General features: G+C 62.3%; 20 protein-coding genes. 15 read left to right on the top strand and 5 right to left on the bottom strand.

The genetic code is table 11. The features are described from left to right. Positions 1-24: 24 nt before the first annotated feature. From ACDK93_RS12505 to ACDK93_RS12455, 11 genes are all read left to right on the top strand, one after another. Positions 25-186: a 30S ribosomal protein THX gene (locus ACDK93_RS12505; protein ID WP_458069021.1), complete on the top strand. Its 162-nt coding sequence runs from the start codon at positions 25-27 to the stop codon at positions 184-186. Positions 187-355: 169 nt separating this feature from the next. After that, entirely contained in the window at positions 356-694 is a 339-nt protein-coding gene (locus tag ACDK93_RS12500) for a YerC/YecD family TrpR-related protein (protein ID WP_179480323.1), read from the top strand. Then, complete coding sequence (gene hisG / locus ACDK93_RS12495) at positions 691-1,584, top strand: ATP phosphoribosyltransferase (protein WP_184505886.1); 894 nt, start codon at positions 691-693, stop codon at positions 1,582-1,584. The genes ACDK93_RS12500 and hisG overlap by 4 nt, the downstream gene beginning before the upstream one ends. Before the next feature lie 103 nt (positions 1,585-1,687). After that, a complete protein-coding gene (gene hisD / locus ACDK93_RS12490; RefSeq protein ID WP_458072451.1) occupies positions 1,688-3,010 on the top strand; it encodes a histidinol dehydrogenase in 1,323 nt (440 codons plus the stop codon). Further along, complete coding sequence (hisC, locus tag ACDK93_RS12485; protein WP_458069019.1) at positions 3,007-4,113, top strand: histidinol-phosphate transaminase; 1,107 nt, start codon at positions 3,007-3,009, stop codon at positions 4,111-4,113. The genes hisD and hisC overlap by 4 nt, the downstream gene beginning before the upstream one ends. Then, positions 4,110-5,174 carry a bifunctional histidinol-phosphatase/imidazoleglycerol-phosphate dehydratase HisB gene (hisB, locus tag ACDK93_RS12480; protein WP_458069017.1) on the top strand — a complete coding sequence of 355 codons (1,065 nt, stop codon included), beginning with the start codon at positions 4,110-4,112 and terminating at the stop codon, positions 5,172-5,174. Before hisC ends, hisB begins: the two co-directional genes overlap by 4 nt. Continuing rightward, positions 5,174-5,764, top strand: coding sequence for an imidazole glycerol phosphate synthase subunit HisH (gene hisH / locus ACDK93_RS12475; protein ID WP_458069016.1), 591 nt, complete (start codon positions 5,174-5,176; stop codon positions 5,762-5,764). Before hisB ends, hisH begins: the two co-directional genes overlap by 1 nt. A gap of 11 nt (positions 5,765-5,775) precedes the next feature. Continuing rightward, on the top strand, positions 5,776-6,504 hold the full coding sequence (gene hisA, locus ACDK93_RS12470) for a 1-(5-phosphoribosyl)-5-[(5-phosphoribosylamino)methylideneamino]imidazole-4-carboxamide isomerase (RefSeq protein ID WP_458072450.1): 729 nt from the start codon (positions 5,776-5,778) through the stop codon (positions 6,502-6,504). After that, positions 6,498-7,268: an imidazole glycerol phosphate synthase subunit HisF gene (hisF, locus tag ACDK93_RS12465; RefSeq protein ID WP_458069014.1), complete on the top strand. Its 771-nt coding sequence runs from the start codon at positions 6,498-6,500 to the stop codon at positions 7,266-7,268. Before hisA ends, hisF begins: the two co-directional genes overlap by 7 nt. A 167-nt stretch (positions 7,269-7,435) precedes the next feature. Further along, positions 7,436-8,077, top strand: coding sequence for a bifunctional phosphoribosyl-AMP cyclohydrolase/phosphoribosyl-ATP diphosphatase HisIE (gene hisIE, locus ACDK93_RS12460; RefSeq protein ID WP_458069012.1), 642 nt, complete (start codon positions 7,436-7,438; stop codon positions 8,075-8,077). A 260-nt stretch (positions 8,078-8,337) separates the two neighbouring features. Then, positions 8,338-11,217 (top strand): RNA 2'-phosphotransferase, encoded by a 2,880-nt coding sequence (locus ACDK93_RS12455; protein ID WP_458069010.1) that lies wholly within the window; start codon positions 8,338-8,340, stop codon positions 11,215-11,217. Positions 11,218-11,363: 146 nt separating this feature from the next. Here ACDK93_RS12455 and ACDK93_RS12450 read toward each other — a convergent pair whose 3' ends face one another. The 3 genes from ACDK93_RS12450 to ACDK93_RS12440 all read right to left on the bottom strand — a co-directional run bounded on the left by ACDK93_RS12450 (position 11,364) and on the right by ACDK93_RS12440 (position 15,288). Beyond that, positions 11,364-12,446, bottom strand: a complete 1,083-nt coding sequence (locus ACDK93_RS12450) for an alpha/beta fold hydrolase (protein ID WP_458069008.1) — start codon at positions 12,444-12,446, stop codon at positions 11,364-11,366. Positions 12,447-12,581: 135 nt separating this feature from the next. Beyond that, entirely contained in the window at positions 12,582-13,673 is a 1,092-nt protein-coding gene (locus tag ACDK93_RS12445) for a S41 family peptidase (RefSeq protein ID WP_458069006.1), read from the bottom strand. A 70-nt stretch (positions 13,674-13,743) separates the two neighbouring features. Continuing rightward, positions 13,744-15,288: a dienelactone hydrolase family protein gene (locus ACDK93_RS12440; RefSeq protein WP_458069004.1), complete on the bottom strand. Its 1,545-nt coding sequence runs from the start codon at positions 15,286-15,288 to the stop codon at positions 13,744-13,746. A gap of 286 nt (positions 15,289-15,574) precedes the next feature. Here ACDK93_RS12440 and ACDK93_RS12435 point away from each other — a divergent pair, with 286 nt between their 5' ends. The 4 genes from ACDK93_RS12435 to ACDK93_RS12420 are packed head-to-tail and all read left to right on the top strand — an operon-like array spanning position 15,575 to position 19,721. Next, a complete protein-coding gene (locus ACDK93_RS12435; protein ID WP_458069003.1) occupies positions 15,575-16,315 on the top strand; it encodes a DUF3348 domain-containing protein in 741 nt (246 codons plus the stop codon). 13 nt (positions 16,316-16,328) lie between these two features. Further along, positions 16,329-18,425, top strand: coding sequence for a DUF802 domain-containing protein (locus ACDK93_RS12430; RefSeq protein WP_458069002.1), 2,097 nt, complete (start codon positions 16,329-16,331; stop codon positions 18,423-18,425). Continuing rightward, positions 18,422-19,078, top strand: a complete 657-nt coding sequence (locus ACDK93_RS12425; RefSeq protein WP_458069000.1) for an OmpA family protein — start codon at positions 18,422-18,424, stop codon at positions 19,076-19,078. Before ACDK93_RS12430 ends, ACDK93_RS12425 begins: the two co-directional genes overlap by 4 nt. Next, entirely contained in the window at positions 19,068-19,721 is a 654-nt protein-coding gene (locus ACDK93_RS12420; RefSeq protein ID WP_458068998.1) for a DUF2894 domain-containing protein, read from the top strand. Before ACDK93_RS12425 ends, ACDK93_RS12420 begins: the two co-directional genes overlap by 11 nt. Positions 19,722-19,747: 26 nt before the next feature. Here the strand turns inward: ACDK93_RS12420 and ACDK93_RS12415 are convergent, their stop codons facing one another. Together ACDK93_RS12415 and mtnC are read right to left on the bottom strand one after the other, a co-directional pair. After that, entirely contained in the window at positions 19,748-20,788 is a 1,041-nt protein-coding gene (locus tag ACDK93_RS12415; protein ID WP_458068996.1) for a C13 family peptidase, read from the bottom strand. Positions 20,789-20,811: 23 nt separating this feature from the next. Further along, the gene (gene mtnC / locus ACDK93_RS12410) at positions 20,812-21,498 is read right to left on the bottom strand and encodes an acireductone synthase (RefSeq protein ID WP_458068994.1); all 687 of its coding nucleotides are present in this window, start codon (positions 21,496-21,498) and stop codon (positions 20,812-20,814) included. Positions 21,499-21,528 lie beyond the last annotated feature (30 nt).

The raw sequence follows: 21,528 nt of genomic DNA, 5'->3' as shown, positions 1-21,528 counted from the left end.
TTCAATCATTCGTAAGGAGTTCCCATGGGTAAGGGCGATCGCAAGACCCGTCGTGGCAAGACCTACCGCGGCAGCTACGGCAATTCCCGTGCTCACGGTGCAGCGCCTGCTGTGGTCGGTACCAAAGAGACCGTGACCAAGCCGGTTGCCGCCAAGAAGGCCGCGCCGAAGAAAAAGTCGGCCTGAGTTTCCCCGGCCAGCTTTGACGAAAGCCCCCGCCTTTGCGGGGGTTTTTGTTTGGCGAGCAGCGGGTCCGTAAAGCCTGGACGCTGCCCTGCGCAAATCAATCACGCGGTTTGCGGCAGACTATTCCGGCATGTATCATCCAACTATTGTATTAACGCATTAGTACGTTATGAAGCGCCGCTCGCTTGATCCAGAGACACCTGACGCATCCGCCAAGCTGAGCCTGTGCGAGGCGCTGCTGTCGTTGAAGAACGCCGACGAGATGGGCGCTTTCCTCACCGATTTGTGCACGCCGGCAGAGCTCGAGGTGCTGGTGGATCGCTGGCGCGTGGTGCCGTACCTGCTGGAAAGTCTTTCGTACCGTGAAATCCACGAGCGCACCGCCGTCAGCATCACCACCATCGGACGGGTGGCGCGCTATCTCAATCAAGGCAACGGCGGTTACCTGGCGGCGGCAGCGCGGGCGGCGCGGCGTCAATCGCAGACAGCAAAAAAGGCCAGGGCATGAAACAGCGTGATCGACTTCGTATAGCAATGCAGAAATCCGGACGGCTAACCGAGCCGGCGCTGGAGCTGCTCAACCGCTGCGGCCTCAGTTTCCGGCAGAGCCGCGACAAGCTGTTCTGCTTCGGCGAAGGCGAGCCGGTGGATCTGCTGCTGGTGCGCGATGACGATATTCCCGGGCTGATCGCGCAGGGCGTGTGCGACCTCGGCATCGTCGGCCGCAACGTGCTGGACGAGTTCCGCCTTACAACTGGGCGTGACGCCGCGCCGCTGAATGAACTGCGCCCGCTCGGCTTCGGCCGCTGCCGCCTGTCGATCGCCGTGCCGCAGGAGCTGGATTACCAGGGCCCGCAGACGCTGGAGGGCGAGCGCATCGCCACGTCATACCCGGGTCTGCTCGGCGAATGGCTGCGTACGCATGCCGTCAACGCCAGCGTGATCATGCTGTCGGGTTCTGTCGAGATTGCGCCGAAGCTCGGCACCGCCGATGCGATCTGCGATCTGGTGCAGAGCGGCGGCACCCTGGTCGCCAACCAGCTGCGCGAGGCCGAGGTGCTGCTGGAAAGCGAGGCCGTGCTGGCCGGCCCGCTGACGCTGCCGATCGACGAGCGCGGCGACATGCTGGAGCTGCTGCTGAAGCGTCTGGACGGCGTGATCCAGGTGCGCGAATCGCGCCTGCTGCTGCTGCAGACCTCGCGCAGCTCGCTGGAGGCGATCACCCGTCTATTGCCCGGCGGCCCGCAGCCCACGCTGCTTGCTGTCGCTGGCCAGCCCGATCAGCTGATGCTGCAGGCGCTGTGCGCCGGCGAAGTGAGCTGGCGTCAGCTGGAAGAAATCAAGAAGGCCGGCGCGCGCGAAATGTATGTGCTGCCGGTCGAGAAAATGCTCGCCTGACCCGCGTTTGCGGTCTGCGTAAGCTATCCATCATCACGTCGTAATGAGCAAGGTTGTCATGAACAAGGCTTTCGCAAATCCCATCGCCATCGAACCGACGCCGATGAAGCGGCTCGACTGGAGCGCGCTGAACGAGGCAGGGCGTCGCGACGCCCTTGCGCGGCCTGCGCAATCCCGCGCGGACGATCTGCGCCGTGGCGTCGAGCAGATCATCGCCAGCGTACGCGCCGGCGGCGACGCGGCCCTGCTCGAGCTGAGTCAGAAGTACGACCGCTGCACGCTGGATGCCATCCAAGTCACCGAAGCCGAATTCGATCAGGCCGAGGCCGCGCTCGATCCGGCGTTGAAACAGGCGATTCAGGAAGCGGCCGGTCGCATCGAGGCGTTCCATCGCGCCGCCGCGCCGCAGCCGGTGAGCGTGGATACGGCCCCCGGCGTGCGGGTGGAGCGGGTGCTGCGCCCGATCAGCCGCGTCGGGCTGTATGTGCCGGCGGGCAGCGCGCCGCTGCCCTCGACCGCGCTGATGCTGGGCGTGCCGGCGCGCATCGCCGCTTGTCGCGAGATCGTTCTGTGCTCGCCGGCGCGCGCGGACGGCCGCTGCGACGAGGCGGTGCTGTACGTGGCGCGCCTCACCGGCGTGCACAAGGTATTCAAGCTTGGCGGCGCGCAGGCCATTGCCGCCATGGCGTACGGCACGGCCAGTGTGCCCAAGTGCGACAAGCTGTTTGGCCCGGGCAACTCCTGGGTCACCGAGGCCAAGCTGCAGGTGTCCGGCGATCCGGACGGCGCGGCCATCGACATGCCGGCCGGCCCCTCCGAAGTGCTGGTCATCGCCGACGCGGAAGCCGATCCGGCCTTCGTCGCCGCCGATTTGCTGTCGCAGGCCGAGCATGGGCCGGATTCGCAGGTGATTCTGCTCAGCCCATCCGCCGACATGCTCGACATGGTCGCTGGTGAAGTGGATCGCCAGTGTGCGGCGCTGCCGCGCAACGCCATCGCCGCACAGGCGCTGGCGCAGAGCCGGCTGATCAAGGTCGATTCGCTGGCGCAGGCCATCGAGGTCAGCAATCGTTATGCGCCGGAGCATCTGATTCTGCAGGTGCAGCAGCCGCGCGATCTGCTGGAAAGCATCGACAGCGCCGGCTCGATCTTCCTCGGCGCGTGGACGCCCGAGTCGGTCGGCGACTACTGCAGCGGCAGCAACCACGTGCTGCCGACCTACGGCTACGCGCGCAGCTACAGCGGCGTATCGGTGGCGAGTTTCCAGAAACAGATCACGGTGCAGGAAGTGACGCCCGACGGCCTGCGCGCAATCGGCCCCTGCGCCGCGACGCTGGCCGCCGCCGAACAGCTGGAGGCCCATCGCCGCGCGGTGACGATGCGTCTGGCCGTGCTGGGCGGCGATGCCGCAGGGCGAACGTCATGAGCGTGCTCGATCTCGCGCGGGCGGAAATCCGCGCAATGCAGCCTTACTCGTCGGCGCGCATGGAGGCCAGCGGCGGCCGGATATGGCTCAACGCCAACGAATCGTCGTGGCTGCCCGAGGGCGATGCGGGAGTCGGTTGCAACCGCTACCCGGAACCGCAGCCGGCCGCCTTGGTCGACGCCTTGGCGACGCTTTATGGCGTGCGTCGCGAACAGCTGCTGGTCGGTCGCGGCAGCGACGAAGCGATCGACCTGCTGGTGCGCGCGTTCTGCCGCGCCGGCGAGGACGCGATCCTTATCCAGCCGCCGACCTTCGGCATGTATTCGGTCTGCGCGCGCACGCAGAATGCCGCGGTGATCGAGGTGGGCTTAAGAGACGACTTCACCCTGGACGTCGATGCCCTGCTGGCGGCGGTAACGCCGGCCGTAAAGCTGGTGTTTGTCTGCACGCCGAACAATCCGACAGGACAGATCGTGCCGCGCGCCGACATCGAACGTTTGGCGCAGGCCTTGTCCGATCGCGCACTGCTTGTCGTCGACGAGGCCTATATCGAATTTGCCGACGCCGACAGCGCGATCGCGCTGCTCGATCGCCACGAAAACCTTGCCGTGCTGCGCACGCTGTCCAAAGCCTGGGCGCTGGCCGGCGCGCGTATCGGCAGCCTGCTGGCCTCGCCGGGCATCATTGCCTTGCTGCGCAAGATCATGGCGCCGTATCCGCTGCCGTCGCCGTGCGTGGTGGCGGCGTTGTCTGCCTTGTCTGCGTCGGGTCAGCAGAGCGCGCGCGAGCATCTGACTACCGTGAGAGAGCAGCGCGACGTCATGAAGGCGGCGCTGTCTCAGCTCGCTGGCGTGCGCGAGGTGCTGCCGTCGCAGGCGAATTTTCTGGCCGTGCGTTTCGATGATCCGCACGCTGTCTACGCGCGCTTGCTGGCCGCGGGCATCGTGGTGCGAGACGTCCGCCGCTATCCGAATCTGGGCGACGCGCTGCGCATCACCATCGGCACGCCGCAGGAGAACGAGAATGTGCTGGCTGTACTGACGAGTCCGGCGATGGATAGCCGGGATGTCGCCGACGCATTGGCTGTAGGAAAACCACGATGAGCCGCAAGATTCTTTTTGTCGATCGCGACGGTTGCCTGATCGAAGAGCCTGCCGATGAGCAGATCGACAGCTTCGAGAAACTTGCGCTGTTGCCCGGCGTGATCGCCGCGCTGCAGCGCTTCGTCGCCGCCGGTTATCAGCCGGTGATGGTGACCAACCAGGACGGACTCGGCACGGACAGCTTTCCCGAAGCCGCCTTTGCCGGACCGCAGGAACTGCTGCTGCGCATCCTTGCCTCGCAGGGCGTTCGCTTTCAGGAAATCCTGATCGACCGCAGCTTTCCGTATCAGCATCTCGACACCCGCAAGCCCGGGGTCGGCATGATGCGCCACTACCTCGCCAGCGACGACTGGAGCCGCGCGGCATCGGCGATGGTGGGCGACCGCGAAACCGATCTGCAGTTTGCCGAGAATCTGGGCGTCCGCGGGTTTCGCGTGGGGCCTGCGGGCATTAGCTGGGATGCGGTGGCGCATCAGCTGCTCGACGCGCCGCGCACGGCGAGCGTGGTGCGCAACACCAAGGAAACGCGCATCACCGTCAATGTCGACCTGGATCGCGTGGCCGATCCGCAGGTGCACACCGGTCTGGGCTTTTTCGATCACATGTTGGAGCAGATCGGCAAGCATGGCGGCTTTGCGCTGGAGCTTCGCTGCGAAGGCGACACGCATATCGACGAGCACCACACGATGGAAGATTCCGCGCTCGCGCTGGGTCAGGCGCTGAAGCAGGCGCTGGGCGACAAGCGCGGTATCGGTCGCTACGGCTTCACACTGCCCATGGACGAGTCGCTTGCGGTCGCGGCACTGGATCTGTCTGGACGTCCATACTTCGTCTTCGACGGCAGCTTTCCGCGCGAGCGCGTGGGCGATGTGCCGACCGAGCTGGTGCCGCATTTTTTCCGCTCCGTCTGCGAGACGCTGGGTGCGAATCTCCATTTGAGCGTGCACGGCGACAACGCGCACCACATGGTCGAAGGCTGCTTCAAAGTTTTTGCGCGCACCCTGCGTCAGGCCATTCGCCGCGAGGGCAGCGAACTGCCCAGCACCAAGGGCACCCTGTAATGAGCGTGGTGCTGGTCGATGCCGGTGGTACCAATATCGGTTCAGTGCGCTACGCGCTGCAGCGCCTGGGCGTGGATGCCCAGCTGACCTCGGACGCGGCAACGATTCGTGCGGCCGACAAGGTGATTCTTCCCGGCGTTGGCGCGGCAGGTCCGGGCATGGCGCGCTTGCGCGAGCTGGATCTGGTCGAGGTGATGCGCAACCTGACTCAGCCCGTGCTCGGCGTCTGTCTGGGCATGCAGCTGCTTTGCACCCATTCGGAAGAGGGCGATACCGAGTGCCTCGGCGTCGTTCCCGCCGTCGTGCGCCAGTTCGACGATATGCCCGGACTGCGCGTGCCGCACATGGGCTGGAACCGCCTGGTCGGTCGCCAGCCTCACGCGCTGCTGGCAGGGCTCGGCGACGATGACAGTGCCTATTTCGTGCACAGCTACGCGGTGCCACCCGGCAATTACTCTCTGGCGACGACCGACTTCGGCGGCGAGTTTTCGTCAGTCATTGCTAACGATAATTTCCATGGCATGCAGTTTCATCCCGAGCGCTCCGCCGCTGTGGGTGCCAAGCTGCTCAAGAATTTCCTCAGCCTGTGAGTACGCATGCCGTGAGTTTGAACGTGATTCCCGCCATCGACCTGCGCGGCGGCAAGGTGGTGCGCCTGAAGCAGGGCGACTACGCGCAGCAGACCAAGTACGAAGCCGACCCGCGCGAGCTGGCTCAGCGCTACGCGTCGGCGGGTGCCCAGTGGCTGCATCTGGTCGACCTGGACGGTGCGCGCTCCGGCAATCTCGATAACCTCGCCGTGATCGAATCGATCGCCGCAGACGGCATGCGGATTCAGGCCGGCGGCGGCGTGCGCAGCGAGGACGATCTCGCGCGCTTGTTCAGCGCAGGCGTGAGTCGCGTGGTGCTCGGCAGCGTGGCCATTCGCGACCCCGAACTCGTCGCCGACTGGCTGACCCGCTACGGCGCCGAACAGCTGACTATCGCGCTCGACACGCGTCAGGTCGATGGCCGCTGGGCGCTGCCCAGCGCCGGCTGGACCGAGATGGAAACGCGCACGCTGGACGAGCTGGCGCCGTGGTACGCGGGCAAGGGTGCGCGGCATCTGCTGTGTACGGATATCGACCGCGACGGCATGCTGGCCGGCTTCAATCTCGATTTGTATCGCCACCTGGCAGCAACGGTTTCGGATTTGGCCGTCCAGGCGTCTGGCGGCGTGCGCTCGCTGGACGACATTCGCGCGGCGCGCGAAGCGGGCGCCAAGGGTGTGATACTCGGCCGCGCGCTGCTCGAAGCGCGCTTCACCATGGAAGAGGCGTTGGCATGCTGAGTCGTCGCCTCATTCCCTGCCTCGACGTGCGCGATGGGCAAGTGGTCAAGGGCGTGCAGTTTCGTGACCACGTCGTGATGGGCGAAATCGTCGATCTGGCGCTGCGCTATCGCGACGAGGGGGCGGACGAGCTGGTGTTTTACGACATCACCGCCAGCCCGGAGGGCCGTACTGTCGATCGCGGCTGGGTCGAGCGGGTGGCGCGCGTGATCGACATCCCGTTCTGCGTCGCCGGCGGCATACGCTCGGTCGATGAAGCGCGCGCGGTGCTGCACGCCGGTGCCGACAAGATTTCGGTGAACTCGCCCGCGCTGGAGCGCCCGGCGTTGATCGACGAACTGGCCGCCGCGTTCGGCGTGCAGTGCGTGGTGGTCGGCATCGATTCGCTGCGCGACGCCGACGGCGAATGGCACGTGCGGCAATATACGGGTGACCCCAACAAGACCCAGGCGCTGGCGCGCCGAACGCTGGACTGGATGATCGAAGCGCAGCAGCGCGGCGCGGGCGAGATCGTTCTCAACTGCATGGGCAGCGACGGCGTGCGCAAGGGTTACGACCTCGAGCAGCTTTCCGTGGCGCGGGCGGTATGCCACGTGCCGCTGGTGGCTTCCGGCGGCGCGGGTACGCCCGAGCATTTCTGCGATGCCTTTATCGAAGCCGATGTCGACGGCGCCCTGGCCGCCAGCGTGTTTCACTCCGGCGCCATCGCCATTCCCGAACTCAAACAGTATCTGCGCGCCGAAGGCGTGGCGGTACGGCTGTAAGTACTGAGCTGGGAAGAGCGATGAAGCGTCAACCTCGAACTCCGTCCTCAAAACCCCGTTCTCACTGAGCGTAACTCGCATGGCGAGTGGAGTCGAAGTGCACGCCGGCGCAACCCGCACTCACGGCCAAGGCCCGACCGATGCCACACGCTCGAACAGGAATATCAATGACCAACGATCCCAACACCGACCTGAGCCGCCTCGACTGGGCCAAGGGCGACGGTCTGCTTCCCGCCATCGTGCAGCACTGGCACAGCGGCGAAGTGCTGATGCTCGGCTATATGAATGCCGAAGCGCTGGCGCACACGCAAGCCAGCGGCCACGTCACGTTCTTCAGTCGCAGCAAGCAGCGCCTGTGGACCAAGGGCGAAAGCTCCGGCCATATGCTCACCCTCAAATCCATACGCATCGACTGCGACGCCGACACGTTGTTGATCCAGGCCGAGCCGCATGGCCCGACCTGTCACGAAGGCACGTCCAGCTGTTTCGGCGACAGCGCCGACGTGCGCCCCCCGATCGGCTTCCTGGCCGAACTCGACGCGCTCGTCGCACAACGCCACGCCGAACGTCCCGAAGGTAGTTATACGACCAGCCTGTTCGAAGGCGGCATTCGCCGTATGGCTCAGAAAGTCGGCGAAGAAGGCGTCGAGACAGCGCTGGCTGCTGTCGTGCAAGACGATGCCGAACTGCTGGGCGAGTCGGCGGATCTGATCTTTCATCTCACGGTGGTGTTACGGGCGCGCGGATTATCGCTGGCCGATGTGGCGGCGTTGCTGGCCGAGCGGCACGCCGTGCGTGTCGGGGATTGAGGGAAACATCGCAAGGTAGCGGCTGCGATTCGATTAGTCTGAGTAAGATACGTTTTTCAGTGTCCGAAATCGGCCAGGAACAGTCATTCGAGAAGACATGTATTTGACCCACGTTCTTCTTTAAAGCGTCCGCGTTAACGGGATCGAATTCTGTTAGCCAGATGCCCTTGTGAGAGCGTCGGCTACATCTAGAAACCCGCCCCGTTACGCTATGATTCATGCTCATAGAATTGCCCCGGTTCGTGGGAAGAGAGATGGCCATGACGCCAACTGATGAGATCTCTAGTGCGCTGAACGCGTGGGCACCGAATCTGGGAGAAAGCTTCACTACACTTGCCTACCTCGGCTCAGCGCCCTCAACCAGTTGGTTCACCAACTCTCCATGGCTGTCGAAGTTGCGCACACTCATTGACGCTGACGGTCATGCGGCCGCAGCAGAGATGTGGTGGAAGGTACTCAAGGAGCGTGTAGACCTCCCCGCGCCGGTATTGCTGCTGATACTTGAGCACGTGCGCCGAAAGCCTGCCAACATGAAGGCTTCATTGGATGCTATCAAGCTTGGGTTCTCAAAATCATTGGCGAACATTGCGCATCGAGCAGCTGGTGCGTTGTACGAAGACGCTAAGCATAGTTTTGCGGGTCACGAGATCGATGTAGCCATTGCGCGATTCCGAGCAGCCCTCTCGGAGTTTCGGTTCTCCATCGAAAGTCCGCTACTTACGGACTCAACGAGGCGGATAGCCACTGGCAAATATGCAACAGCAGTTGCAATGATCGGGCGCTGGGTCAACGTATCGCCTGAGGCGGTTTCAAGAGCCCTGTCGTACTCCAAAGAATCGATGGCTCTCGGGAACTTGAAGCCAGAGACGCTTACCTATCGACTTGAACTTCTTGTTCTGCAATTCGATCAAACTGGCGACACCCAGCTATTGCAGGATGCGCTGGATCTTCTTTCGGAGAATCCGCGAATTTTGAGGGGATCGGAACCCGCCGAGGCGGAGGCTCGATACCGGCTGGCACTGCTCTCCGAGTCTGAAGCCAGTAGCGCTAAATTTCATCTGGAAGTCGCGAAGCAGAAGCTCACTCGTTCTTACCTCAGAGGCAGTGTTGAAGAGACTCGCTGCAGTGTTCTCTCCACCCTGATTGCTGAGGCCGAAGAGGGGCGGCTAGCAATGCCCGCTAGATCAATGGCCATCCCGAAGGGATTGCTTGCTTTAATGACTACAAGGCCATCCTCCGAACTTTGGGCGGCGATAAGGCGCGTGATCAATGGACTTGAGCGGCTTCGAACCAGCCGAAATTCCGTGCCTGCAGCGGCGCTGAGTGCGCAGTTTCTACGAGTGATGGTCGACGGTCCGGCTGATTTTCTTGAGCCGAGCGACCTTTCTCGGTACGTAGAGATCACGGGTTGGCTCTCTGATAACGCCTCGTATAATAGGCACGCGCAATGGGAGGCCGGGGCGGCGGCGCTGTCGACCGCGAAGCGAACCGGAAATCTGAATCTGGCGCGCCTTGCCCAAGATGTGTTCGATGCGCTTACTGTTACCTATCCCACCTGGTCGCTTCCGCGAATCGGGATTGCACGAGTACGGGACTATCTTGCCACTCGCTCTGGCGGGGAAGATTCTTCTACTTCTGAAAATTGGCGTGAGGCCGCAACACTTGCACTGAGTTCGCCGAACTACGCACGTTCTAATTTAGGTGGACGTAACGAAGTGTTCGTTGTTGCAGACGCGAGGGGATTTCTGTCTGAGACGTTTGTCTTTAAGCAAACGACCAAAGCCAACGCCGAACACGAAGCATCAATGCTGAGTGCACTGAGAAAAGAGATCACTAATCAGGGCGATGCAACCCTGTTCACCGTGCCTCGCTCGCTTGCGATCGTTGAGGTCGCATCTGACGATGAACGGCGGTGGGTTCACGTCTCTCAACGAGCCGCTGGACGATTGGTGAGCGAACTGTCTTCGGAAGAGGCATCAAATGTACTCGACTCGATTGCGGATCTCCTAGCAATCTTCCATCGCGTCGCTGGTAGTCCCCCGCCAGGAAAATCAGCATGGCGGCCGCTGAAGAACTACCTGAAGATGTGGTCCAGAACCCTCTTTGAACCGCAACAGGCTGAGCGCTTTGTCGATTCTCTGCGCATCCTTTTTCCTGGTGATCTCCCGCTGGTGCGGAAGCGCGACGGTCACGCGTCCAACTGGATCGTGGACCCAGCAGGACGAATCGTAGCCATTGACTTTGAGTCCAGCGACTTCGTCCCCATTGGGTACGACATCGCTCAACTAATTGAAGATAATGCCCTAGTAACGGCAAACCTAGACGGCTGGCACAGGCGGTTAGCAATCATGGAGCGATATCTAAATCGCATGGGGAGTTCACTTGGCAAATCCGCCTTGACCGCCGCATACGGATGGTTCGCCCTCACCCGCGCTCTCCGCCTAGGGACCGAAAAGGAGGCTGGGAAGCATTTGCGGCGCCACGCGCGGGAGCTCTGCGGGCTGCTCGTAGATTGCGGAGATGCTGCAACGCAGGGATTGGCGCGAGAACTACTTCAGGCGCTCTCGCGCATCGAACAGAAGGACACCATGGAGGCTGTCCCGAGCCATGACCATCGGCGGCTAAGCAAGGCAATGGCGTACCAGCTTCGCCACAACGGCCCCAACAGCGGCATTCCTATCGATAAAGCCGGATTCGCGTCCATGGAAGACTTGGCGCTCGCGCTTAAGGTAGATTCGAGCCACTTGCTGGCTGTCGCTGAGCATCCTGGCGAGCCAAGATTCGAAGTTCAAGACGGTCGCATCAGAGCTCTTTACGGTCACTCCCTAGACGTGATCATCGACGCTGGCGTCAAGGTAGGCGCACCAACCTCTCTTTATCATGGTTCTAGCTGGTCTGCGCTGGACGCGATCGTTGAGGACGGCCTGAAGCCAATGCAGCGGCGCATGGTCCATTTGACTAATGTTGCCGAGGAGGCCATGGCCGTAGGCGAGCGAAAGGGTGCTCCGATCGTCCTTGAGGTTGCTCAAAGCCACGATGAAGAGCCCGTAGCCGAAGGCATCTGGGTTGCAGCGGGCGTGCCGCCACATCGACTGTCCATTGTGAATCCTTTCATTGAGGAGGCAGGCGTAGCTCGGTGAGCAACTCGATGGCAGAGCTGGTGGCTTTGGGCGGCTTTTAGGCGACGATTTATTGTCTTTAAAAGTCTCGCGCCTCAAGTGGCAGCTTCGGGTCGGAAGCAGGCTGTTTCCACCAATTGGCACGCGACATACAGGGTTGTCCAATCTCAGTGTGTAGCCGCACAGTCAATATGTGGACTGCAACGCGCCTCGTCGATAACGTCATGAATGGCCTGCGCTACCAGCTCCGGCCTTTCTTGGTGGATGTAATGGGTACTGCCGTCAACAATGATTCGGCGACCGCGGGTAGAGGAGGCGATAGCAGCGTCTTGGGCGTGCCACATCGCAAGCAGAAGGCGATCTTGCAGATCTTGCCCGTAGTCAAACTGTTCATGCGTAGCATCCAGAATGATCAGTGGCTTGTTGCCCATCTTCAGTGGCGTTTGTATCGCCAGCTTTTCTGCCGGTGACATGCCGCCCTCAGCGGGTGGATAGGTATCCAGCAGCTGGGTCAGATTGGCGGCCGCTTCGCCCGGTCGCGCCATTTGCTCGTCGAGCAAGCGATGTAATGCGGGATCAGGATTGGCCGGTTCGTCCAAGCAGTCCCGATGTTTTTGGGAGTTTCGGCTCAATTCTCCGGACTGAGCTAACGCAAGACATCTCCTCGCTTGGGCGATGTCCTTTTGATCATCGGCCAGCCAGGCTTTGAGCTGAGCGGGCGTAAGAACGCGTTCGGCATTTTTTTCTGCGCCAACTTGAAAGGGATCAATCAGCACCATCCCGGCGACGTCATCCGGCCAGCGCGATGCGTACATGCTGGCGTAAAGACCACCATCGGAGTGGCCAACCAGCACGATAGGCAGTGGAATGCCGGCTTGGCGCAATAGTTCATGCAAATCCTGAAGCACGTACTCCGCGCTACTACGATGAGACGAAGGATCGCTGAAGCCCATGCCCGCGCGGTCATAGCTACACACGCGAGTGAAGTGAGCGACGTGCGCCTGCAGGATGCGATAGGTAAGGCTGTCGTCGCCACCCCCAGCTTCAAGGACTACGGTAGGCGAACCCTGTCCGATGCACAGTAAATTTACGCGTCGACCATCAGTCAGTCGCACCAAAGTTTGCGCATGTTCGTATGCTGCTAACGGCATTTGCTCGACAGGCGTAACCGCCGACAACGACGAACCAGAAACGCTGATCAATATGGCGGTGATAAAGCGACCAACGCACATCCCAAAACAACCTTTCATGGCACCACCTCACTATTGAAAAGCCCGCACCGCGTCGACTTAGCACCGAACATACGCCCCTTTTTGGCGGTCTATATACGGCGAATCGAAGCGTGCCCTGGTGCAGGGTTCGTGGCATCCAAAGCGCAAAGTCAGCTATTTTTGCGGTGCGTAGTCGGACTTTTCATCCTCACCCTTTTCGAGCCTGACGAGCGTGCTCTTCAGTTCACTTAGCTGATCAGGATCTTTGGTCTTCGGGATCAGCGTTTTCAGGATCGTTGCGTAAGCAGTTTTCAGTGCGTCTGCAGCGTGGACAGCGACATCTGGCTTTACGCCCACGTGCTCCCAGTTTGTCTTGGTGATGGGGTTGATCGCGCGTCCCGTTGGAATAAATACGACGAAGTTATGCCCAACGGAAAATTCTGCCCCGGGGTTTGCGCCACCACCGGTGGTCTGCCCCACGAGAATGCCGCGCTTCTGGGTTTGAAAATCATAAGCGCACTCTTCGCCACCCGAAAAGGTATCGGGTGATGTCAGTACATAGACCGGTTTTGCGTAACGAGAACCCGCCACTGGCATCGTCCAGAATTCCTGGGTGCGATTGCCGGAACGCCAGTAGAGATCGTTGAGGTGCCGGCTGTCACCTGCCGCAAAAAAGTAGCTAAGAAGGGCCGCGACTGCAGAGGGATCACCACCATCGTTTTGCCGAAGATCAAGAATCATGGCGTCGGTGCCCGAAAGAAGATTCATTGCGGCGCCATATGCACCGGTCACAAAATCCGTTGGTAAAAAGCCACGAATATCCAGGTAGCCGACGTTGCCCGGCAGACGCTCTACCTTTGCGATGCCAAAGCCCATGTGCTCTGCAAACTGTCTTGCGTCATCCAGCTCCTCTTTTGTGGCTGGCTTGTTATCGTCGGGCTCTGGCTTGAACGTTGCGTCATAGTCCACACGAAAATGCAGATCCTTGCTGACGCTTTGGAGATCCTTGGTCAATGCTGCGGCAAAGACATCTGTGGTCTTGGTTCCATCGTAAGCCCCGCTCGCGGCATTAGCGGATAATGTTGTTTCTACTTTTTCTGCGATATCGGGAAAAACGTAGTTGGCTTTCAATTGCTCGCCGAGCGACTTGATGACGGCCTTCCGATCCGCCGATTCAATGGGAGCGCTCGGCGTCGCAGCTTGCGCAAAAAGTTGCATCGAGCTGAGAAGCAGCATGAATACAAAGATGGGGCGGTATAAGTGCATCGGTAGTCTCCGTAAGTCGGCGAATGATTTCCCCCATCGGGCATTTCTGCGCTGTGATGTTCTTGCTGATTCAGTTGGTTTTACTGAGGCGTCGTATCTGCGCACGCGCATAAGCGTTGCCGGGATTGAAGCGCAGCGCTTGTTGAAACGCGTGCAGTGCCTGAGCAGGCTGGTGCAGCATATCTTCGACATATGCAAGATCCATCCATGCATTGCTGCGCTTGGGTGCCATAAAGGTTCCTAGCTCCGCAAGCCCAAGGGCACGCTGGAAATCGTGCAGGTGAACCAGAGCGGAAAGCCAGGGTTCAAGCTGGTCTTGGGTAAGGCGGAAATCCGGATGCTCGTGATGGTAATCGGCATATACCGTGACGCTGTGATCGAAGCCGACTTTGTCTAGATGCTGCGCGAAGTCTTGCAGTGACGGAGCAGGGCCGCGCGAAGGGCGATGCATCTTGACGAACATGCCCGCCGGAACGCCCTGCGTTTCGGGTGTCGTGCCAAGAAAATCTTTTGCCGACGGGTCGTTTTTGAAATGCGCGTCGAGAAAGGCGAGCGTATAGCGCGCTATCCAGGAATAGCTTTCGCTTCGCTGCTGCGCCGTCGCGGGCCCGTGGGGGTGATTGTTGCCGAAGCGCAGGCTGTCGCTGGTGAGGTCATCGTGTTGCATGTCACGCAGCCAGATGGTGGTGACATCGGCATGGTGGATGCGATCGATGAAACTGCCCGGCTTATTATTTTTGTTAGGGGTCAGCGGATCTTCCTGGTCGGCAAAAAACAGCAGCGGTACCTGGATACGATCTGGCGTGATGTCGGGCGCCATCGCCAGCAGTTTTGGGTAATAACGCACCGAGCCGTCGAGATCCACCAGTAGCTTGATTCGATCATCGGTGGCTGCCGCGAAGGTGCTCGCCATGCCACCCCAGCTGTAGCCAAGCACGGTGATTTTGCTCGTATCCACCGCAGCCAGCTTTGCGGCCTGCCCGATCAATACGCCGATATCGGCAGCTTGCGCACGCGTATTGGCCATATCCACCGGCATCTGCGCATTGGTCATGTACGGCAGATGCGCGCCGCGCGAGCTGGTAGAGATCACGATATAACCGTGGCTCGCGAGGTATTCGCACAGCACGTCGTCCTCGAAGGAAGCGTTGCTGTCGCTGGGGGCATAGATGACCAGCGGGAAGAGTCCAGCGGCTGGCGTTGCCGCTGTGGTGGCATGGACGGACTGACTTGCGATGGCCTGATAGCCGCTCAGCGGATCGGCGCCGGCCCACGCCTGAATCTGACCATCGACAACACGCTGGATCAGGGCTTGATCATTCACCGCACCGTCTTCGCTTGCGAGCAATGCCAAGTAATCGCTGTAAACCATCGGCTTGCCGCCTGAACTGGCGGGATACCACACCAGTACCTGCAATGGCCGTTCGGGGATGGCGGGGACGGGCGCGCCGGTGAGTGGATCGAGACCGTCGTTCCAGCTGCGGCTGCTATCGACTAGATGCACCACCTTGAAGCCGATGGCATGCGGACCCCAAGGTGCACTGAATTGCAATTGCCCCTGCGCGCAAACACCTGAGCAGAACAGGAGCATGCACAGCCATAGCCAGCGGGACATAAGTCTTCCTTGTTGTTTTCGCTAGAGCTGAGGTTGATCGAGCTTTGCACGGTGCGGCGAGCTTCTGCCGAAATGGCTTTCAGTGCGCTTTCGGCGGTACATCGGCGCAGTAGGGCCTGTTCGCATCCATGTGCATAAGCTGGCTTCCATCGCTGCGATCGTTAGTCGCAGTCCACGCTCTCGCATCACGAGCGAATGACCTGAGGTCGGCTTTGGGTGGCGGCCAATCGACCCGAGCCGCCTCCAACCGCTTAGCGTGTAAAATGGTGGTTTTTCAGCCTGAAATATGCCGCAAGCTACTCACCGGACCAGTGTCCGTGGCCCGACGTTTATTCGCTTGCTTGCCCGCCTGATGGACGTTGACGTTCGACCGTCCAGGCAATCGTTGTCGGATCGGTTGGGTCAGTGGCTTGACTGGACGCACGCGGTGGCGCTGTCGACGACGCTTGATGGTACGCCGTCCGAGGTGGACATGGATTTGCCGACCTTTGGCAGCGCAGAGGAAGAGGAGTGCGCCCGCGTGCGTCGCTCGCTGGTCAGCGCCATTGCCAGCGATAGCACATTTGCCACGTCGCGCCTGCGCGCGGTCGCGCACGTGTCGACCGAGGAAGAGGGCGCGACTGAAGCGGTCGATTACTCGGTGTTTCGTCAGCGCTATCTGGCCATTCACCGGTCGATGCAGGCGGCTACTGGTAATCTGCGCGGCCGTTTGCGCGACATGCTTGCGCAGAGGTCGGTCGACATGGCGCGGCTGGCTGACGTCGATGCGGTCATGGAGCGTGTGCTGAGTCCGCGCGAGCAGGCGTTGCTGGCTCGCGTGCCCGTGCTGCTCGGCGATCGTTTTGAACGCTTGCGTCAGGCGGAGCAGAAGGCGTTGGCCGATGCACATGCGGCTGAGGTCGCTACGGCGATTACGCCTGGCGCATGGCTGGACGTGTTCCGTCAGGACGTGCAGAGCGTGTTGCTCGCCGAACTGGATGTTCGTTTTCATCCGGTCGAAGGCCTGCTTGCAGCGCTTCGCACCTAATTATTGAGGCGTCATGGTCAGAAATCTGCTTTATCTTGCGGTGTTTTTCGTCGGTCTGGCCGCGGTGTGCTGGATCGGCGCCGGCTACGTTGGAACCAATCCGCTGGCGACGGCTGTCACTATAGTGATTGGCGCGTGCTATCTGGCGGGCGCGCTGGAGCTGCACCGTTATCGGCAGGCCACACTCACGCTGACGCGCGCGGTGACGGATCTGTCCACTGCGCCGGCGAACCTCAGCGACTGGCTCGGCCGTTTGCATCCGAGCCTGCGCAACGCGACGCGCCTGCGTATCGACGGTGAGCGCGTGGCCCTGCCGGTGCCGGTGCTGACCTCGTATCTGGTGGGCTTGCTCGTGCTGCTCGGCATGCTGGGCACGCTGCTGGGCATGATGGCGACGCTGCGAGGCACCGGCATGGCGCTGGAGAGCGCGACGGATCTGCAGGCGATCCGCGGCTCGCTCGCCGCGCCGGTCAAGGGGCTGGGTTTTGCGTTTGGCACGTCGATCGCGGGCGTGGCCACCTCGGCGATGCTCGGGCTGCTGTCGGCGCTGTGCCGACGCGAGCGACTGCAGGCAGTCCAACTGCTGGATGCAAAAATCGCCACGACCCTGCGCATCCATTCGCAGAGCCATCAGCGCGAGGAGTCCTTCAAGCTGCTGCAGCAGCAGACCGAACTGATGCCGGTCCTTGTCGATCGTCTGCAGACGATGATGGCGACCATCGAACAGCAGAGCATGGCGGCCGGCGAGCGGCAGGTGGCCAGCCATGAAGCCTTCCACGCAAGTTCCGAGGCTACCTATACGCGCCTTGCCAGCGCCGTGCAGGCGTCGTTGCAGGAGAGCGTCGCTGCGAGTGCTGCGGCGGTCGGCGCGGCGCTGCAGCCGGCGGTGGAAGCGACCATGGCCGGTCTCGCACGCGAAACGGCATCGCTGCACGACACGGTAACGCAGGCTGTGGGGCGTCAGTTGGAAGGTTTGTCGACCGGCCTGGAGACGACCACCACGACGATGGCGGCGACCTGGAGCGAAGCTCTGGTGCAGCAGCAGCGGTTGAACGAGGCGCTGGCCGAGGAGCTGCGCCGCTCGCTGCAGCAATTTAGCGACACCTTCGAGCAGCGCTCGGCTGGCCTGATCGACGGCGTCGCTGCACGCCTCGACGCCACGGCGAGCGGCGCGGCGAGTGCGTGGAGCGATGCGCTGTCGCGGCAGGATGCCGTCAACGCCGATCTGGCGACCCGCCATCAGCAGGCGTTGAGCGCGGCGGCGGCGACGTTCGATGAGCACGCCACGTCGCTGGTCCACCGCGTGCATCAGTCGCATGCGGACCTGCAGACGTTGCTGGAATCGCGGGACCAGAACCGTTTGACGACCTGGACGGATGCGTTCGCTGCGACAACCGCGGCGCTGAGCAGTCAGTGGGAGCAGGCGGGCGAGCAGGCCGCGACCCGGCAGCAGGCAATTTGCGACACGCTGGCGAAGACCGCGCACGACATCTCGGCCCAAACCCAGGCACATGCCAGCGACACGATCGCCGAGATTTCCCGGCTCGTGCAAGCCGCGTCCGAAGCGCCCAGGGCTGCCGCCGACGTCGTCGCCGAGATGCGCCAGAAACTCTCCGACAGCATGGTTCGCGATACCGCCATGCTGGAGGAACGCAGCCGCCTGATGGCCACGCTCGATACCCTGCTCGATGCGGTGAACCACGCGTCCACCGAGCAACGCATGGCCGTCGATGCGCTGGTGGCCACGTCGGCGGATCTGCTGGATCGCGTCGGCACGCGCTTCACCGACCATATCGAGGCGGAAACCGGCAAGCTCGGCGCCGTGGCTGCACAGGTCACGGGCAGCGCCATCGAGGTGGCCAGCCTGGGTGAAGTCTTCGGCGCGGCCGTGCAGGCGTTCGGCGAATCGAACGGGCTGCTGATGGACCACCTGCAGCGCATCGAAGCGGCGCTGGACAAGTCGCTCGCACGCAGCGACGAGCAACTGGCCTATTACGTCGCGCAGGCGAGGGAAGTGATCGACCTGAGCATGCTGTCGCAGAAGCAGATCATCGAGGAAATGCAGCAGCTCGCCGGCCAGCGGGTGCTCGCCGGGGCCGATGCGACATGAGCGACGAAGTGGATGGCGTCGAGGAGTCGACGGCGCCGATCTGGGCTGCCTTCGGCGACCTGATGTCGGTGCTGCTGGGTGTGTTCGTGCTGATCCTGGTGGGCGTGATCGGCGTGCAGATGCAGCTGTCGAGCAAGCTTGATGAAGCGGTCAAACAGCAGCAGGCCGAGGCGAAGCGCCGCATGACCCTGGAGCAGGCGCTGGCGGTTCCGCTGGCGGCTGGCCGCGTGACTCTCGTCAACGGTCGCATCGGCATTCGCGGCAGCGTGTTGTTTGCGCTGAACTCCGATCAGCTGCAGCCAGAGGGTCATGAGGTGTTGAAGAGCCTGGCGGCCCCGCTGGCCGACTACCTCAAGTCGCGCGACGAGATCCTGATGGTGAGCGGTTTCACCGACGACCGGCAGGTGCGCGACGGCAACCGGCAATTCGCCGACAACTGGGAGCTGTCCGCCGAGCGCGCGCTGACCGTGACGCGAGCTTTGATCGCCGACGGCTTGCCGGCCTCCTCGGTATTTGCGGCCGCGTTCGGCGCCGAGCAGCCGGTAGGCTCGAATGCCGACGACGAGGGACGGGCGAAGAACCGGCGCGTGGAAATTTCGCCGATCCCGAAGCAGCCGACGGCAGCCGTGGCGGCGGCTCATGATGAGCGATAGCGGGGCACGCATCCGCAAGTTACTCGACGCGTGGCGGCAGCAGAACGCCGATCGCCTGAGTCCGTGGCGATTTCATTTCATCGAAGTGCTGGAGCGTCGTGCGGCAGGCCATGACGGTGCGACGCGGCAGCTGCTGGATGAGCGGCTGTCCAAGCTTGTCGAGGCGTATGCGGCGGATCTCGATAATGCGGCATCCCGTGCCGGCGATGCCAACGGCGTGTCCGCGTCATCGGCGCCGGCTCGCGGCGCGTTAGGCACATTGCTCGATGACATCGCCAACCGTGCAGCGACCCGTGTTGACGATCTCGCCACGACTGACGCGACGCCAGGGACCGCCGCACTGCCAACGCTGGAGGCGCTGGACGAGTTCAGAAGCATCTGGTCCGAGGTGCGCATCGAGAGCCAGATCCGCCAGTCGCTGGAGCAGGTGCCTGCCGACGCCGGACCGCTCAACTCGGGCAGCCTGGTGCATCGATCGCTCACCCTCATGCACGAGCTTTCGCCAGGCTATCTGCAGCATTTCCTGTCCTACATTGACACGCTGTCGTGGATGGAACAGATGAGCGATGGTTCACCCAAGGACGGGGCGCGAACGGCGGATACTACAAAGCGAACGCGCGCTAAAACCCCGCGGTCGCCCTGAGTGAAGCCAGCCAAGCGGGACTCGGGCTATTGCGCCAGCGCCGTCGTACTGGCTGGCGCGGGCGGCGCCGGCTCGAACGGCACGGCAGTACCCGGCGTGAAACCTTTGCGCCACAGCGCGAGCTGTTCGGCGATGCCGCTGCCGACATCGATTTGAGGCTCGGACGGCGTGAGTTTGTCGCGCTGTTCCCACTGGCTGATTTCACCGCTGGCCTGTTTGAAGGCAGCGATGAAATCGGGCGTCTGGTTCAGCGCATCCACCAGCCAGGCCTTGCCGAAATAAGTCGCGTCCGAATCGCTGCCGCAGCCGAACGAGCTGCGGTCGGTGCGAGCTGCAGTGATCACCAGCGTGCCGGCGCCGTGCAGGGGCGGCACGAAGCCGCCCGAATAGCAGGCGCTGACCACCAGCACTTTCCATTTGAAGGGGCGTTTGGCCAGGATGCCGGCAAGGTCCGGTGCGCCGATCTGGTCCAGCGCCAGCGGGTCCATATCCACCAGCAGGTTGTGATCCTCGTCGCCGTGGCTGGTGATGTAGAGCATCAGCACGTCCTGATCGGGCTTCATCACCTTGGCCACGCCGTCGAGCGCCGCCTCCAGGTTGCTCCAGCTGGCCAGCGGGTGGCTGGACAAGGTATCGGGATTGTTCTCCAGCACCAGCGTGTGCGCGGTGGGGCCGAAGCGCTGCGGGAAAAGCTGTACGGCGTATTCGGCCTCGTTGCGAAACACGTCTTCGCCACCGTCGCCGGCAAAGGTCACCAGGTAGAGATTCGTTTTGCCTGCCACGCGCGGGGTGAGTTTGGCCAGCGCATCGGCGACCATCTTCGGCTGCGCATACATCACCTGCTCGGGCGATGGGCCGGTGCTCGGCCAGTCGGCGTCGTTGTTTTCATCCGGATCGTCGTCGGCCGACGAGGATGACGCCGGTTCGCCGCTGCTGGAGCCGGTCGCCGTAGCCGTCGTCGAACCAGGCTGGCCCGTGGCTAGGTTAAGAGCGGAGTGACGCGGCAGCCACAGCATCACCAGGACGCCGGCAGCGAACGCGAGTACGGTGATCAGGGCAGTTCGCATGGCGGGTCTCGTACGCGGTGGCGTCAGGGTTGGATGGCGTCGAAATCGCGGTATGCCGCATGGCGCGGCGCGTCTGGCCAGGCCAGCGGTTCGCGGATCAGCCACGCGGTGCGGAAGCCGGCGGCCTGCGCGGCGTCGAGCTCTTCCACGATATCCGACAGGAAAAGGATCTGGCCCGGCGGCAGGCCGATGGCCTCAGCGATCTTCGTATAAGAGTCCTCCTCGCGCTTGTGCCCGGTCTCGGTGTCGAAGTAGCCGGAAAAGAGCGGCGTCAGATCGCCCGCTTCGCTGAAACCGAACAGCAGCTTCTGCGCCGGCACGGAGCCGGACGAATAAACGTACAGCGAGAGGCCACTGGCCTGCCACGCGCGCAAACGAGCGGCAACTTCGGGATACATGTGGGACCGGTAATCGCCGGCCTCGTAGCCGTCTTTCCAGATCATGCCCTGCAGCGCCTTGAGCGCGGTCGACTTGCGGTCCTCGTCGATCCAATGGATCAGCAGTTCGATGATCTCCTGCCGGCTGGCCTCGACCAGGCCGGCCTCTTTCGCCGCCTCGTGCAGCCAGTGCTGCACCTCGGGCGTGTCGCCGTGCGTTTCGATGAAGGCGGGCAGGCGCTCGCGGGCATAGGGAAACAGCACATCACGAACGAAGCTGATCGAGCTGGTGGTGCCCTCGATGTCGGTGACGATGGCGCGGATATCGGTCATGGTTTGGCGTTGCCTGCAAAAGGCGCCCAG

It is taken from the genome of Rhodanobacter sp. BL-MT-08 (assembly GCF_054161255.1).
The sequence above is the reverse complement of the archived record's forward strand: the minus strand, read 5'-3'. Positions and strand labels throughout refer to the sequence as shown.